A 13,679-nucleotide genomic window follows, 5' to 3' on the forward strand; every position below is an offset into this window, starting at 1 on the left:
GAACGTCGCTGCCGTTTCGTCATCTGACACCTCTTGCTGTCTAAGCTATAGGTGTCCACCGATTTAGGGGAGGCTCACAATGACAACTGCGGCTACGCCGTCCCTGTCACGCAGTTCACCCACAGCACCACGGACTTCGCGTCATTGGCCGGATTGGAAAACCGGTGCGGCCGCCGGCTTGCAAACCGAAAACTGTCGCCCGTCTTCAGCGACCATGTCTCGCTGTCCACCGTCAGCATCATCTCGCCTTCGAGGACGAGGCCGGCTTCCTCGCCGTCATGAGTGTAGAGCTCGTCGCCGGTGGAGCCGCCTGGCTCCAGATGCACCAGGAACAGGTTGAGCCGGTTGTCGGCGCTGGCCGGGCTCAGCAATTGCTTGGACACGCCGGTGCGCCAGAGTTTCAGCTCGGGCCGCTGAAGCCCGCGCGTGACGATTTGATTGGATGCACCGTCGGCGTTCGGGCTCGCGCCGAACAGCGCGGCGATGCCGACGCCGAGCACGTCGGCGAGCGTGGCCAGCACACGCAGCGACGGCGACGACAGGCCGCGCTCGATCTGGCTGAGGAAGCCGATCGACAGATCCGTGCGCGAAGCGACCGTCTCGAGCGAGAATTGCCTGATGCGCCTGAGATCGCGGATACGGCGGCCGACCGCGATGTCCATCGCGGGCTCGGCGGCTTTGGCGATAGCCTTGGTGTTGGCGTTGGCTTTCGCCTTCGCCTTTATCTGCACCTTCTTCACCGGCTTTGCGGCGGCCGGTCTGCGCATTCTTTTGCCACCGCTCACGTCAAACCGCTTCCTTCATGTGCATGAAAACCGCTTGCATGACCCGCGAAAGTGTGACCAAATTTTCATGTTGGTGAAAATAGGCCGAAACGGCTCGGCCCGCAATGTCTGCGATCACGACATCTGCGAGCGCCGCCATCGGCCGAGCCCAAAGGGGAATGCGATGGCGTTGAAGCGTTTTGTCCAGGCCGCGGTCGCGGCACTCGCGATTGCCGCAGCAGCGCCGGCTTCGGCGCAGCAGGTGCTGAAGGTTGGTTCGACGCCGACAGGCATTCCCTTCACCTTCCTCGACACCAAGACCAACACCATCCAGGGCATCATGGTCGATCTCATCACCGAGATCGGCAAGGATGCCGGCCTCAACGTGCAGATCGAGCCGATGGCGTTCTCGGCGCTGATCCCGTCGCTGACCTCCAGCAAGATCGACATCATCGCGGCCGCGATGTTCATCACCGCGCCGCGCAAGGAGGTCGTCGACTTCTCCGATCCGATCTACACTTACGGGGAAGGCCTCGTCGTGCCGAAGGGCGATACCAAGGCCTACGCCACGCAGGACGATCTGAAAGGCGAGACGGTCGGCGCCCAGGTCGGCACCGCCTTCGTCGATGCGCTGAAGAAGTCCGGCCTGTTCGCCGACGTCAAGGCCTACGATACCATTCCCGACATCCTGCGCGACGTGAACACCGGCCGCCTCAAGGCCGGTTATGCCGATTATCCGATCCTCGCCTACAATCTGAAGCAGGGCGGCTTCCCCGAGGTGCGGCTCGTCGACAGCTACAAGCCTGCTACTGTCGGCTCGGTCGGCATCGGCGTCCGCAAGGGCGAGAGCGCGCTGCTCGGCAAGATCAACGCCTCGCTCGCCAAGCTCAAGGCCAACGGAACCATCGAGAAGATCCTCGATAAATGGGGCCTGAAGGCGCAGGGTTGATCGCGAGAGGTCAATCGATGAAGGCTGATCGATGAAAGGCTTCTGGCACGACGCGGCGGAATTCTTCCCGATCCTGATGAGCGGCGTCGTGCTGACGATCGTCGTCACCATCGGCTCGCTGCTGCTGTCGACGGTGCTTGGCCTCGTCTGGGCGATGATGCGGGTCTCCGGCATCCGCGTCCTGTCGCTGCTCAGCGCCAGCCTGATCAATGTGATCCGCGGCATTCCGATCATCGTGCTGTTGTTCTACCTCTACTTCGTGATGCCGGATCTCGGCGTCACGCTGTCCGCGTTGCAGGCTGCGATCCTTGGGCTCGGCATCGCCTACTCGGCCTATCAGGCGGAAAATTTCCGCGCCGGCATCGAGGCCATCGACAAGGGGCAGATCGAGGCGGCGCAATCGATCGGCATGGGCTGGTGGCTGACCATGCGCCGCGTCGTGCTGCCGCAGGCGGTGCGAATCGTGTTGCCGCCTTACGGCAACGTCATGATCATGATGCTGAAGGATTCCTCGCAGGCCTCGACCATCACGGTCGCCGAGCTCGCGCTGCAAGGCAAGCTGATCGCGTCCTCGACCTTCAAGAACACCAACGTGTTCACGATGGTTGCGCTGATGTATCTCACCATGAGCATTCCGCTGATCCTGCTGGTCCGTCACTTCGAGAAGCGGGCCGGCAAGAAATGATCGAGCTGACCGACGTCCACAAGAGCTTTGGCGAAAACGAGGTGCTCAAGGGCATCACGGCCTCCGTGCAGAAGGGCGAGGTGGTCTGCATCGTCGGGCCCTCCGGCTCCGGCAAGTCCACCATCTTGCGCTGTATCAACGGTCTCGAAAGCTACGACCGCGGCGAGATCAGCGTCGAGGGATTGAAGGTCGACCGCGACGCGCCGTCGATCGTGCAAGTCCGCACCCAGGTCTCGATGGTGTTCCAGCGCTTCAATTTGTTTCCGCACCGAACGGTGCTGGAGAACGTGGTCGAAGGTCCGCTCTATGTGAAGAAGGAGCCGCGCGCTGCCGCATTCGAGCGTGGCCGCGCGCTGCTCGCCCAGGTGGGCCTTGCCGAGAAAGCCAACGAACATCCGCCGCAGCTCTCCGGCGGCCAGCAGCAACGCGTCGCGATCGCGCGGGCGCTGGCGATGCAGCCCAAGGCCATCCTGTTCGACGAACCGACCTCGGCGCTCGATCCTGAACTGGTCGGCGACGTTCTCGGCGTGATGCGCAAGCTTGCTGACGACGGCATGACCATGGTCGTCGTTACGCACGAGATGGGCTTTGCCCGCGACGTCGCCGACCGCGTGCTGTTCATCGACGGCGGTGTCATCGTCGAGCAGGGGCCGGCCAAGGCGCTGCTCAATCAACCCCAGCATCCGCGCACGCAGGATTTTTTGCGCCGCGTGCTGCATCCGCTCTGACCGGTCCTTGCCATGACCACGCGCCTGCCTCTGCCGCCGTCCCTCTATGCCGACACCGCCGTCGCGCCGGTGGCCACGCCGCCGCTCGAAATCGACAAGACGGTCTCGGTCGCCATCGTCGGCGGCGGCTACACCGGTCTGTCCACGGCGTTGCATCTGGCCGAGCAGGGCGTGGAGGCACTGGTGCTGGAGGCGCAGGAGCCGGGCTGGGGCGCATCCGGCAATAATGGCGGCCACACCAATCCGGGACTGAAGCACGACCCCGATCAGATCGAAGCCGATTTTGGCACTGAGCTCGGCCGCCGCATGATCGACTTCTCCTACGGCACGACGAACTTCACCCACGATTTGATCCGCCGCTACCAGATCCCGTGCGAGGCGCGGCAGAACGGCACGCTGCGCGCGGCCTATAACCAGGCCAGCGCCGCCGCGATCGAGACAACCGCGCGGCAATGCACTGCCCGCGGCATGCCGGTGTCGTACCTGAACCGCGAGCAGCTGCGCGCGATGACCGGCACCGATCGCTACGTCGGCGCCATGCTGGATACCCGCGGCGGCGATCTGCATCCGCTCAGTTATGCCCGCGGTCTCGCGCGCGCCGCGATCTCCGCGGGCGCAAAGGTGCACGGCGAGACACCGGCGCTGTCGCTACGCCGCGAGGGCAGCCGTTGGCGCATCGGGACGCCGCGCGCGGTGGTGCATGCCGACAAGGTGCTGCTCGCGACCAACGGTTTTACGGACGATCTCTGGCCGGCGCTTCGCCGAACCATCGTGCCGGTGTTCTCCTCGATCGCGGCCACCGCGCCGTTGTCCGACGATGTGGCCCGTTCGATCATGCCGACGCGTCCCGTCCTTTACGAGAGCGGCCACATCACCGTCTATTACCGCGTCGATCAGCAGAACCGCCTCTTGATGGGTGGTCGTGGTCCGATGCGCTGGATCAATTCGCCGCGCGACGTCGCCTATCTCATGCGATACGCCGAGCGGCTATGGCCGCAACTCGAGGGCGTCGCCTGGACCCATGGCTGGAACAGCCGGCTCGCCATCACCGGGGATCATTATCCGCATGTGCACGAGCCCGCGGACAACGTCCTGATCTCGCTCGGCTGCAACGGCCGCGGCGTCGCGCTCTCGACCGCGATGGGCGCACAGCTCGCACGACGTCTGATCGGAGGCGCCAAGGCCGAGCTCGACATGCCCGTCACCGGCATCAAGCCGATCCCGATGCACGCATTCTGGCCGGTGGGCGTGACGACGGCAGTGATCGCAGGCCGGGTGCGCGACCGGCTCGGGATCTAACGGCGCGATTAGATTTACTGTTGCCGCAGCACAGGTGCGCTCCCTCTCCCGCTTGCGGGAGAGGGCTGGGGAGAGGGTGTTTCCATACAGGGAATCCCCAAGAGGAGAGAGCCCTCACCCGCCGCGCTCGGGACGATGCTTTGCATCGCCCGGCGCGCGTCGACCTCTCCCGCAAGCGGAAGAGGTGCAGCGGTGCTCGCGGCTCAATCGGTTTTCGTTAAGCCTTAGGCTTCCGCCACCGCATCGGCCCAAGGATGAAAAATCTCGACCGCGCCGGAATTGGTGCCGCCGTTGCGCATCACGACGCTCGGGCAGGCGAACTTCTGCGGCAGGGACTGCACCCGCGTCTCCTCGTAGTCGAAGCGCGCGGCGAGTGCCTTGCGGACTTCCGCTGGCAACCGGGTATCGCCGATCACGATCGCGCCTTCGCTTGCATCGATGCGCGGCTGGTGGATCGCGGCATCGAGATCCATGCCGAAATCCATCGCAAACGACACGATCTGCATCACCGACGGCAGGATGCGGCGACCGCCGGAGGCGCCGACCGCGAGCCGCTTGCCGTCCGCGGTCTCGGCGATGACAGGCGTGTAGTTGGTGAGACAGCGCTTGCCTGGGGCGAGCGAGTTGGTGGTGCCCGGCGTCGGGTCGAACCACATGATGCCGTTGTTCATGGCGATGCCGGTGTGCGGCGTGACGTATTTCGAGCCGAAGGATGACAGCAACGTCTGCGTCACCGCCGCGATGTTGCCGTGGCGGTCGACCACGGAGAAGTGCGTGGTGCAGGCGGGCGCCAGATAGTCCGCGCCGAGCGAGCGCTTGCCGTCGGCATCGCCCATATCCTTGAGCCGCTCGCGATAAGCCGATTGCAGGGCGAGCGCATATTCGGCATAGGCGGCCGCGTCTGGCGCGCTTCCCGGCTTCAGGTTCTGCTGCAACAGGCGCAGCGCATGCGCCATGGTCGGTCCGGCCGTGAGCTCCGGCGTCGCAAACACCTTGCCGCCGCGATAGGGGATCGCCAGCGGCTCGCGCAGATGAGCTCGGAACGCGACGAGGTCCTCCACCGACAGCGCGCCGCCGTCGGCCTTGATATCGGATGCGATGCTTCTGGCGAGATCGCCATGGTAGAAATCGCGCGGACCGGCGTCGGCAAGGTGCGACAGCGTCGCCTTCAGCGTGTCCAGCGGCAGTCGCGTCTCGGACTTGATGCCCCATGGCGCGCTTGGCGGCAGGCCGTCCTTCAGGAACGTTGTCGCGCTCGCGGGATAGCGCCGAAGATCGGCCGCCGATGCCGCGATCGTCAGCGTGGTCCACCAGTCAACCAGCAGGCCTTCGCCGGCGAGGGCCGCTGCCGGCGCGACCAGATCCTTCCACGGCAACTTCGCGTGACGGCGATGCGCCTCCTCCATGCCGGCGACGACGCCGGGCACGGCGATCGCGGCGGGGCCGTGGATGTTGCGGTCGTCCTTCACCCGCTGCCAGGGGAACAGATCGGAAGCCGCGCCTTCGCCGCTGAGCGGATAGTCGGCGGCGCGCAGGCTTTGCGGCGCGCACATGCCGTAGTCGATCACTTCGTAGCGATTTTCCGCGGCACGGTAGAGCACCATCGCGCCGCCGCCGCCCATGCCGCTGTTCCAGGGCTCCAGCACGTTGAGCGCGAAGGTGGTGGCGACGATCGCATCCACGCAGTCGCCGCCCGCCGCCAGCACTTGCGCCCCCACTTCGGCCGCCCGCCGCGACTGCGCGGCGACGATGCCGCCTTTGGTTGTGATGGCGGGCTTGCGGACGGTTTGGGCGTGGCTGAACTGGTGCGGCATGATGATGTCTGTGTGCTGTCTTCGGTTTGGCTTCGTTGCGCTGAGCTCCGCAATCGGCGGAGTGCGCGGACAATGGCACATCGTCCCCACCGAGAATATCGAAAGGGAGGCGCGACATGGCTGGTGTGAAGCAGGCGGGGGAGGCGCCAACGCGTGAATGCCCGGGGCATAGGCGAGCGGAAGCGACGCCGTCCTTCGGACGGCTATGCTCGGGCATCACGAGTTGAGAGACCGATCAGTGGGAAGCGGAAGCCGCAGAGCTCAGCGCGCGCGATGCAGCCGGCTGGCCTGATACTTGGCGTGCCATTTCGGGCCAGGCCCGCGCATGTAGTGGAGCTCGGGCCGGTAGGGATTGCCCGCGATCCGGATCAGCGTCTGCCATTTGCCGGCGACGAAGCTCAGGGGCTGGCGGAGCAGGGTCAGTGACGCGAGCAACATGGCATCACCTCAGTGCGGCTTGCCGAGCATGGCAGTGAAGGGGAGGTCGAAGATCTCCTCGCCGTCGGAGCCGCTGACATGGATCACCCAGTCGCGCCAATCCTCAGCGCCGGGCGTCAGGATCATCGCGTTCATGATCTGGGCGGCACGGTCGCGCGCCTCGGTCAGGTTGGTCACGGCTGTGCCGCTGCGATCGATCAGCGTGCCCTCGGTATTGGAGCAGTGAAAATAGACCTGGACCATATGCGTCTCCTATTGGGAGCGATTGGGACGGCAAACCGATACCATTCCAAGCCTTCGCGAAACATTCGGGTCGAGCCCGGTAAGGGAATCTACGGAGATTGGTCGGCGCCAAGCCCCCTGCTGGTTTGATCACAAGGGGGTGTTGATCAACTGGACGGCGTTCCCGCGGCATGGAACAACCCTGGACGGAAAGTCCGGGAGGCGCCGTGAACCACCTCACATTTTGGCGTGAAAGCCGAAGCCTGCGCGCATGCGCGGGCGCCTTGGTGGTGCTCCTGACCCTCCCCTCGGTAGGCTCATCAGAACCGGTCCGCAAGAGCGGCTATGCGATCGGCACGGAGACCTGCGGCAGTGCCGATCTGGCTTTTCCCAGAATCCAGATCGACATGAAGGCCGGATTTTGCGCCGGCCTCGTCGCCAGCGAGGAGGATCGGCTGAAATTCCCGCGGGCGATCATCCAGGTGCCCGGTCGTGACCTGTTCGTGGTCGCCGACATGGCGGGCTGGGGCCATACCGATGGCCGACTGCTGTTGCTCGACCCGCGCGCGCCCCAGGGACGGCGGTTCAAGGAGCTGCTCACTGCAATCGAATATCCGTTTGGCCTCGTGATCGGTCCGGACAAGAAGCTCTATGCCTCGAGCGCGGAGACGATCTTCCGGTTCGATCCGCTCGCCGACAATCCGCGCGACACGGTCGAGACCATCGTCCGTCAGATGCCGGGCCGCCGGATCACATTGCCCGACGGCACCAGGCTCGAGGAGAGCGCGCACCCGCTCAAGCAGTTTGTGTTCGACAGGAACGGCCGGCTGTTCGTCAACATCGGCTCGCACAGCGACGACTGCATCACGCCGGCGCCGATCACGCGACCTTGCGCGGCGGCCGAGGGTGCTTCCGCGATGGCGTCGATCTGGCTGTTCACGCCGCCCCCGGGCGGTATCTTCCCGGCGTTGAAGCCTGGCGAACCCGACCCGCCGCACGGCGTCTATGCGCGCGGCCTGCGCAACTCGATGGCGCTGGCGCTGCACCCGAACTTTCCCGATGCGGGCTATGCCTTCCTGCAAGGCGAGAACGGCCGCGACCTGCCTGACATTTTCAAGCCGAACGAGGAGATCAACGCCATCGAGCAGGGCAGGCATTACGGTTGGCCTTATTGCTACGATTTGTCGACGCCGAGTCCCGAATTCAGGATCGTATTGCAGTCGGGGATCTACAAATCGCTGTGCACCGCCAACGCTCTCTACAAGGCGCCGTTCTCGCTGCTGCCGCCGCACGGCGCGCCGCTCGCGATGCTCTATTATCACGGCGCGAAATTTCCGGAGCTCGAGGGCAAGCTGCTGGTCGGCCTGCATGGCTATCGCCCGACCGGCAGCCGCGTCATCGTCTATGACGTCGACGACCACGGCTTCCCGAAGCCCGCCCCGGCGCCGGTGTCTTATCATGTCAGCTGCGCGGCCGATCCGACCCACAGCTTTCAGACCGAGGGTGGCGACGTCGCGGCCGCGCCGTTCGAGGAGCTGGTCGCAGGCTGGCACCGCGTCAACGGCGCGCGGCCGCAAGGTGCGCCCGTCGGCATGACGGTCGCGGAGGACGGCGCAATCTGGTTGGTCGAGGACAAGAACCAGACCGTGATCCGGATCGACCGCGCCGCGGGCGATGCGCCGCCGCCGTTGCCCTGCGACATGCGTAGCCAGGCGCTGATCGATCAACTGGCTGTCTTCGTGGCCAGAGATGCGCAGAACAGCGTCCGGCTCATCAATTTGCGCAAAGGCCTCGTCGAAAAGCACTGCGTCGGCTGTCACTCGGACTTCGGCCTGAAGCCGGGCCTATCTGACGCTCAGAAGGACGCGACGGTGCTTCGCTTCATGCTGTCGCAGGATGGCTGGATCTATCCTGGTGATCCCGACTCCGGAAAGTTGCGCACGCGGCTTCGTGGGTTAGGCGCGGAGAAGCTGATGCCGCCGGGTGGCGAAGGCCTGCCGAAGGCCGAGCCTGGTTACACGCGCCTGCTCGACACGGCGGATCTGCTGGTGTCAAAAATGGTTCCAGGCATCCGGATGCGGATCAAGTCCGGCCCGCCGCAGCGCAAGTTCTTTGGGAAAACCAACAGGGAATGCGGCGAAATACCGGCTGCCAAGGTCGTCGTCGTGACACAAAGGAACGCTGTAGACAAACCCGGCTTCAGCCGCTTCTTCCGGCCGGCCGATCCCTACCTGAATGGCGAGTGCAGCGACGGCGATGGCTATTACATCCGGCAGGAATTTCTGGTGCCTGTGCAGTAGCGTTGTTCTCGTCCTTGCGACGGCACAGGCACGAGCAGAAACAAAACTGTTCGAAAGCGTGCAGGTGACGCCATCAGGCGAATACACCTTCGGCATCGAAGGGCCGGCCGCCGATCTCGACGGCAATCTCTTCGTCGTCAATTTCGGCAAGCCCGGCACCATCGGCAAGCTGCCTGTCGGCGGCGCGGCGTCCGAGCCCTTCACGGCGCTGCCCGAGGGCAGCGTCGGCAATGCCATCCGCTTCGCGCGCGACGGCACCATGTTCATTGCCGACTACAAGAAGCACAACATCTTCGCGATCCCGAAGGGATCGACCGAGCCCGCCATCTGGTTTCACTCCGACGAGATGAACCAGCCCAACGACATCACCATCGCCCGCGACGGCACGATCTACGCGAGTGATCCGAACTGGAAAGGTCGCGAAGGCCATATCTGGCGCATCGCGAAGGCAGCCGACGGAACGGTGCAGGGACAGCTCATGTCGGCGCCGCGCGCGATGGGCACCACCAACGGCATCGATCTCAGCCCCGATGACAAGACGCTCTATGTCGGGGAATCCAGCAGCGGCCAGATCTGGTCCTACACGATCGGCGGCAACGAGCTCACCAGTCCAAAACTCGTCAAGGCGTTTCAGCCCGACAGCGTCGATGGCCTGCGCACCGACATGGCTGGCCGCCTCTATGTCGCGCGCATCCTCAAGGGCACCATCACGTTGATGAAGGCCAATGGCGCGGTCGAGCGGGAGATCGCGCTGAGGGCCAAGGAGCCGACCAACCTCGCTTTCGGCGGCCACGACGGCAAGACGATCTTCGTCACCCAGCGTCAGGGCGGCTTCGTCGAGTCCTTTCGCACCGACCAGCAGGGCCGCGAGCACTGCCTCCAGCGCGGGCGTTGCTGAGCTTCACGAGCGATCTGCTTCAGGCGCAGGGCGGTGCGAAAGGGACGGCATTCTTCTTGCTTGCATCTCGCCGCCGCGGGGATTTAGACATCTGTGGCACCCTCAAAGCGACCACGGAGTGTTCGAGTGAAAGCCGTCCATACCGAGCTGCATCGCAGCCACGATCCGCAATTCTTCCTGGTTCGCGGTGTCGTCAAGCGTACCACCGAGCAGCCCGAACGTGCCGACCGCCTGCTCAAAGGCCTCAAGGACGGCAAGCACCAACTGGTCGAACCAACCACATTCGGGCAGGGGCCGCGTGCGCGCATCCACAGTCCGGAATATCTGTCGTTCCTGAGCGAGGCCTGGGACGCCTGGACCGCGCTCGGCGATTCCGGTCCGGAGATGATCGGCAACATCCATCCGGTGCGCCATGCCGCGACTTATCCCACCCATATCACCGGCAAGCTCGGCTGGCACACCGCCGACACCGCGGCGCCGATCGGCCCGGGCACCTGGGCCGCGGCCTGCGCTGCGACCGACGTCGCGGTCACCGCGGCACAGATGGTGATGGACGGCGAGGACGCGACCTATGCGCTCTGCCGTCCGCCCGGTCATCACGCCTATCGCGACATGGCCGGCGGCTTCTGCTTCCTCAACAACAGCGCGATCGCGGCGGCGCATCTGCGGCAGAAGCACGAGCGCGTCGTGATCCTCGACGTCGACGTCCATCACGGCAACGGCACGCAAGGAATTTTTTACGCGCGGCCGGACGTCTACACGGTCTCGATCCATGCCGATCCCGTCGCGTATTATCCTTACGTGTGGGGCTACGCACATGAGCGCGGTGAAGGTCCCGGCCTCGGCACAAATCTCAACATTCCCCTGGCGATCGGCACCGGAGATGACGGCTACATCCAGGCGATGGACGTCGCACGCAAGGCGATCGAGTCCTTTGCGCCTGGCGCCCTCGTCATCGCGCTCGGCCTCGACGCCTCCGAGCACGATCCGCTGAAGGGTCTCGCCGTCACCACGCGCGGCTTCCGCCGCATCGGCCAGGCCATCGCGAAGTTGGGCCTGCCGACCGTGTTCGTGCAGGAGGGCGGCTATCTCTCTGACATCCTCGGCGCGAACCTGACCTCGGTGCTGGCGGGGTTCGAAGAGGCGCGGTGAAGTTTACCTCTCCCCGCTTGCGGGGAGAGGTCGGAATTTGCGCGAGCAAATTCCGGGTGAGGGGGTACAGGTCTCAGGCATATCTCGCCCGCAGAGAGAGCCCCTCACCCCGACCCTCTCCCCGTAAGAACGGGGAGAGGGAGAAGAGGCACTTCCTTGATAATTCGATCTCAAAACATCCCGCTTACCGCGAGCGCCTTGCAGACGTGCTGCATCTCGGTCTCGTCCGCGACCATGTCGAGCATGATCGTGGTCAGCCCCTTGGCGGCAAACTCCTTCAGCTTCGCGCCGATCTCCGCGTAGCTGCCGACGAGGTAGGGGCAGTCGGCCTGGAAGGTCAGGAACGGCAGCAGCCAGTAGCCATTGTCTGCGAGCTCGCCGCTCTGGCCCTCGTAGAGGCGCCGCTTCCACACCGAGTCGCTGTTTTCCACGGTGAGCGCGAGCAGCTCGCGATCGTCGGCATTATCGCGGAACCGCGCCTTTGCCACTTGCCGTGCCTCGTCGCGTCCCTCGCGGGCAAAAATGCCGAAATTCATTCCTGGTGCGTCGAGGCCGCGGTCGAGATCGGGCGGTAGCATCTGCATCTTGATGCAGCCGGTCTCCTTCGCCACGCGCCGTGCCGCCTCGGACTGGCCCGCGACCAGAAATTCCGGCATCAGCTCCGGCGGCAGGCGCGGCCGCAGTTGCAGATTGCTTGCGCGGTAGAACCGGCCCTCGAAACTCGCCGGTCGCGGGCTTGCCAGCAGCTGGCGCATCAGCGAGACGAATTCGCCGAGCCGGACATAGCGGTCGGCATGCAACTGCTCGTCGCCCAGCCCCTGCAGATCGCTGACCGCAGTTCCCGTGATCATGTTGAGATAGACCTTGCGGCTGTGGAGCTGCGCAAAGGACGAGACGAATTTTGCCGCCGTGAACGGGTGCATGTAGACCGGATTGACCGCGATCAGCGGCGAGGACCTCGTCGTCTCGCCGATGATGTGCTGGGCCATCGCCCAGGGCTCGACGAACACGTCGTTGCCTTCGAACAGCAGGATGCCTTCGAAGCCGTTGCGGTCGGCGAACTGCGCCACTCGCATCAACTCACCGACATATTTCTTGGGGTCGCGGTTGCGCGAAATCGCGGGAAAGACACGCAGCCGCGGCGTCATTCAGCTGCCTCCTGCAGCGGCCACGCATTGCGCGTGATGGGAAGGCCGCCGCTGGCGCGGGAGCCGTCGGCGATCGCGAGACGATGCGAGGGCGACGGCGAGATCAGCTGGAATCGCCACCCTTGCGGATCGTCGGCGATATCGGGCTTGAAGCTGATCTCGATGGCCTCGCGAGATACCTGCATGGCGAAGGCGTCGAGCGGCAAATTGAGGCCGAAACCTCTGGCCTTCAGATAGGCTTCTTTCAGCGTCCAGTAGTCGAAGAAGCGCTCGGTCGCGGCGGGCTCCGGCAGCCCGCGCAGCGCTTCGACCTCTTCCGGCGCGAAGAACCGAAGCGCGGTCGACAGCGGCGCCACCCGACGCGACACGGTCTCGACGTCGACGCCGACGGTCTCATGCCCTGACACGACGCAGGCGACGCAGCCGTCGGCGTGCGACAGGCTGAAATGCAGCGTGCTCGAGGTCTTGGGCGATGCGACAAACGGCCGCCCGTAACGCCCGGCCGCAAATGACCAGTCGGTCGGTGCGACCTCAGGTGCGACGTGGGAGAGCGCAAGGCGCAACATCGCGTGCGCGAAAATATACTGTCGCTGGTGCCGCTCGAACACGAAGCGGTCGGCTCGTACCCGTTCGTCGACCGAGAGCAGGCGCCGGCACGTATCAACCGCATCCGGCGCGTCAAAAGTCTCGATCAGTCCGACAAACAGTTCAATTCTGTCGTCTGCCATCAATTGGGCCCATGGCGTCAGGCCGGGGCCAAATCCCCTGCCATGACGGAAGAATCAACTGAGCAAGAATCAACTGAGCGGACCGCTTCTAGCGGTCCACTCCGGCGAATCCTTGTCGATTGCTGGCCGGTTTACGGGCGCAAGCTTGTGCGAGACCCCAACTCGACAGGCGAGCGGCCAAATCTGAAAACTGAAGCCCGAAAACTGAAGCCTGAAGATTCGTGCGGCGTCCCGGCCGACGAGTCTTACGTCTTCTTCTTCTTCTTGGACTTCTTGGAGCCGCCCAGCATCGAAATGCTGGCGTCGACGTCCTTCAGCGCGGACTGCAGCTTCTTCTTCTCGGCACCGAGCAACTTCTGCAGGGCCTTGCGGTCCTTGTCACTCAACGAGGTGCCCTTGGTAAATTTGATGAAACCCATAACGAACTCCCCGGTTGAAAATAATCGTCCAAATCAAAACGCGAGAATAATCTTGCGCGATGGCGCCAAATAATCAAGATGCAACTTGGTCATTCACAGCTTTGACGGGTGACCCCGTATTCGCCCGTGCTGTAC

The 13,679-nt window shown here is 64.4% G+C and carries 14 protein-coding genes; 7 read left to right on the top strand and 7 right to left on the bottom strand.

The window, feature by feature from the left end:
* Positions 1-92 precede the first annotated feature (92 nt).
* The gene (locus AC0L3A_RS05555; protein ID WP_007600580.1) at positions 93-767 is read right to left on the bottom strand and encodes a helix-turn-helix domain-containing protein; all 675 of its coding nucleotides are present in this window, start codon (positions 765-767) and stop codon (positions 93-95) included.
* A 181-nt stretch (positions 768-948) separates the two neighbouring features.
* On the opposite strand from AC0L3A_RS05555, the gene AC0L3A_RS05560 reads away from it, so the two are divergent.
* Genes AC0L3A_RS05560 through AC0L3A_RS05575 form a run of 4 tightly spaced genes read left to right on the top strand, consistent with a single transcriptional unit; the run spans position 949 to position 4,425 of the window.
* Positions 949-1,713, top strand: coding sequence for an ABC transporter substrate-binding protein (locus AC0L3A_RS05560; RefSeq protein ID WP_007600582.1), 765 nt, complete (start codon positions 949-951; stop codon positions 1,711-1,713).
* Positions 1,714-1,744: 31 nt separating this feature from the next.
* The gene (locus AC0L3A_RS05565) at positions 1,745-2,398 is read left to right on the top strand and encodes an amino acid ABC transporter permease (protein WP_007600584.1); all 654 of its coding nucleotides are present in this window, start codon (positions 1,745-1,747) and stop codon (positions 2,396-2,398) included.
* Positions 2,395-3,126: an amino acid ABC transporter ATP-binding protein gene (locus AC0L3A_RS05570; RefSeq protein ID WP_007600586.1), complete on the top strand. Its 732-nt coding sequence runs from the start codon at positions 2,395-2,397 to the stop codon at positions 3,124-3,126. The genes AC0L3A_RS05565 and AC0L3A_RS05570 overlap by 4 nt, the downstream gene beginning before the upstream one ends.
* Positions 3,127-3,138: 12 nt before the next feature.
* Positions 3,139-4,425, top strand: coding sequence for an NAD(P)/FAD-dependent oxidoreductase (locus AC0L3A_RS05575; RefSeq protein WP_007600587.1), 1,287 nt, complete (start codon positions 3,139-3,141; stop codon positions 4,423-4,425).
* Positions 4,426-4,649: 224 nt separating this feature from the next.
* Here the strand turns inward: AC0L3A_RS05575 and AC0L3A_RS05580 are convergent, their stop codons facing one another.
* The 3 genes from AC0L3A_RS05580 to AC0L3A_RS05590 form a co-directional block, all read right to left on the bottom strand.
* Positions 4,650-6,239 carry a gamma-glutamyltransferase family protein gene (locus AC0L3A_RS05580; RefSeq protein ID WP_035995514.1) on the bottom strand — a complete coding sequence of 530 codons (1,590 nt, stop codon included), beginning with the start codon at positions 6,237-6,239 and terminating at the stop codon, positions 4,650-4,652.
* 261 nt (positions 6,240-6,500) lie between these two features.
* A complete protein-coding gene (locus AC0L3A_RS05585) occupies positions 6,501-6,677 on the bottom strand; it encodes a hypothetical protein (protein WP_007600591.1) in 177 nt (58 codons plus the stop codon).
* Positions 6,678-6,686: 9 nt separating this feature from the next.
* Positions 6,687-6,920 (bottom strand): DUF6894 family protein, encoded by a 234-nt coding sequence (locus AC0L3A_RS05590; protein WP_007600593.1) that lies wholly within the window; start codon positions 6,918-6,920, stop codon positions 6,687-6,689.
* A 206-nt stretch (positions 6,921-7,126) separates the two neighbouring features.
* Here AC0L3A_RS05590 and AC0L3A_RS05595 point away from each other — a divergent pair, with 206 nt between their 5' ends.
* The 3 genes from AC0L3A_RS05595 (at position 7,127) to AC0L3A_RS05605 (ending at position 11,249) form a co-directional block, all read left to right on the top strand.
* Positions 7,127-9,199, top strand: coding sequence for a PQQ-dependent sugar dehydrogenase (locus AC0L3A_RS05595; protein WP_007600594.1), 2,073 nt, complete (start codon positions 7,127-7,129; stop codon positions 9,197-9,199).
* Positions 9,156-10,097: an SMP-30/gluconolactonase/LRE family protein gene (locus AC0L3A_RS05600; RefSeq protein WP_007600595.1), complete on the top strand. Its 942-nt coding sequence runs from the start codon at positions 9,156-9,158 to the stop codon at positions 10,095-10,097. Before AC0L3A_RS05595 ends, AC0L3A_RS05600 begins: the two co-directional genes overlap by 44 nt.
* Before the next feature lie 126 nt (positions 10,098-10,223).
* Positions 10,224-11,249, top strand: a complete 1,026-nt coding sequence (locus AC0L3A_RS05605) for a histone deacetylase family protein (protein WP_007600596.1) — start codon at positions 10,224-10,226, stop codon at positions 11,247-11,249.
* Positions 11,250-11,419: 170 nt separating this feature from the next.
* On the opposite strand, the gene AC0L3A_RS05610 is transcribed toward AC0L3A_RS05605, so the two are convergent.
* The 3 genes from AC0L3A_RS05610 to AC0L3A_RS05620 form a co-directional block, all read right to left on the bottom strand.
* Positions 11,420-12,397, bottom strand: coding sequence for an LLM class flavin-dependent oxidoreductase (locus AC0L3A_RS05610; protein ID WP_007600597.1), 978 nt, complete (start codon positions 12,395-12,397; stop codon positions 11,420-11,422).
* Positions 12,394-13,125 carry a 4'-phosphopantetheinyl transferase family protein gene (locus tag AC0L3A_RS05615; protein ID WP_007600598.1) on the bottom strand — a complete coding sequence of 244 codons (732 nt, stop codon included), beginning with the start codon at positions 13,123-13,125 and terminating at the stop codon, positions 12,394-12,396. The genes AC0L3A_RS05610 and AC0L3A_RS05615 overlap by 4 nt, the downstream gene beginning before the upstream one ends.
* A gap of 245 nt (positions 13,126-13,370) precedes the next feature.
* Positions 13,371-13,544, bottom strand: coding sequence for a hypothetical protein (locus AC0L3A_RS05620; RefSeq protein ID WP_007600599.1), 174 nt, complete (start codon positions 13,542-13,544; stop codon positions 13,371-13,373).
* Positions 13,545-13,679: the final 135 nt, after the last annotated feature.

It is taken from the genome of Bradyrhizobium sp. MI1.3 (assembly GCF_055811695.1).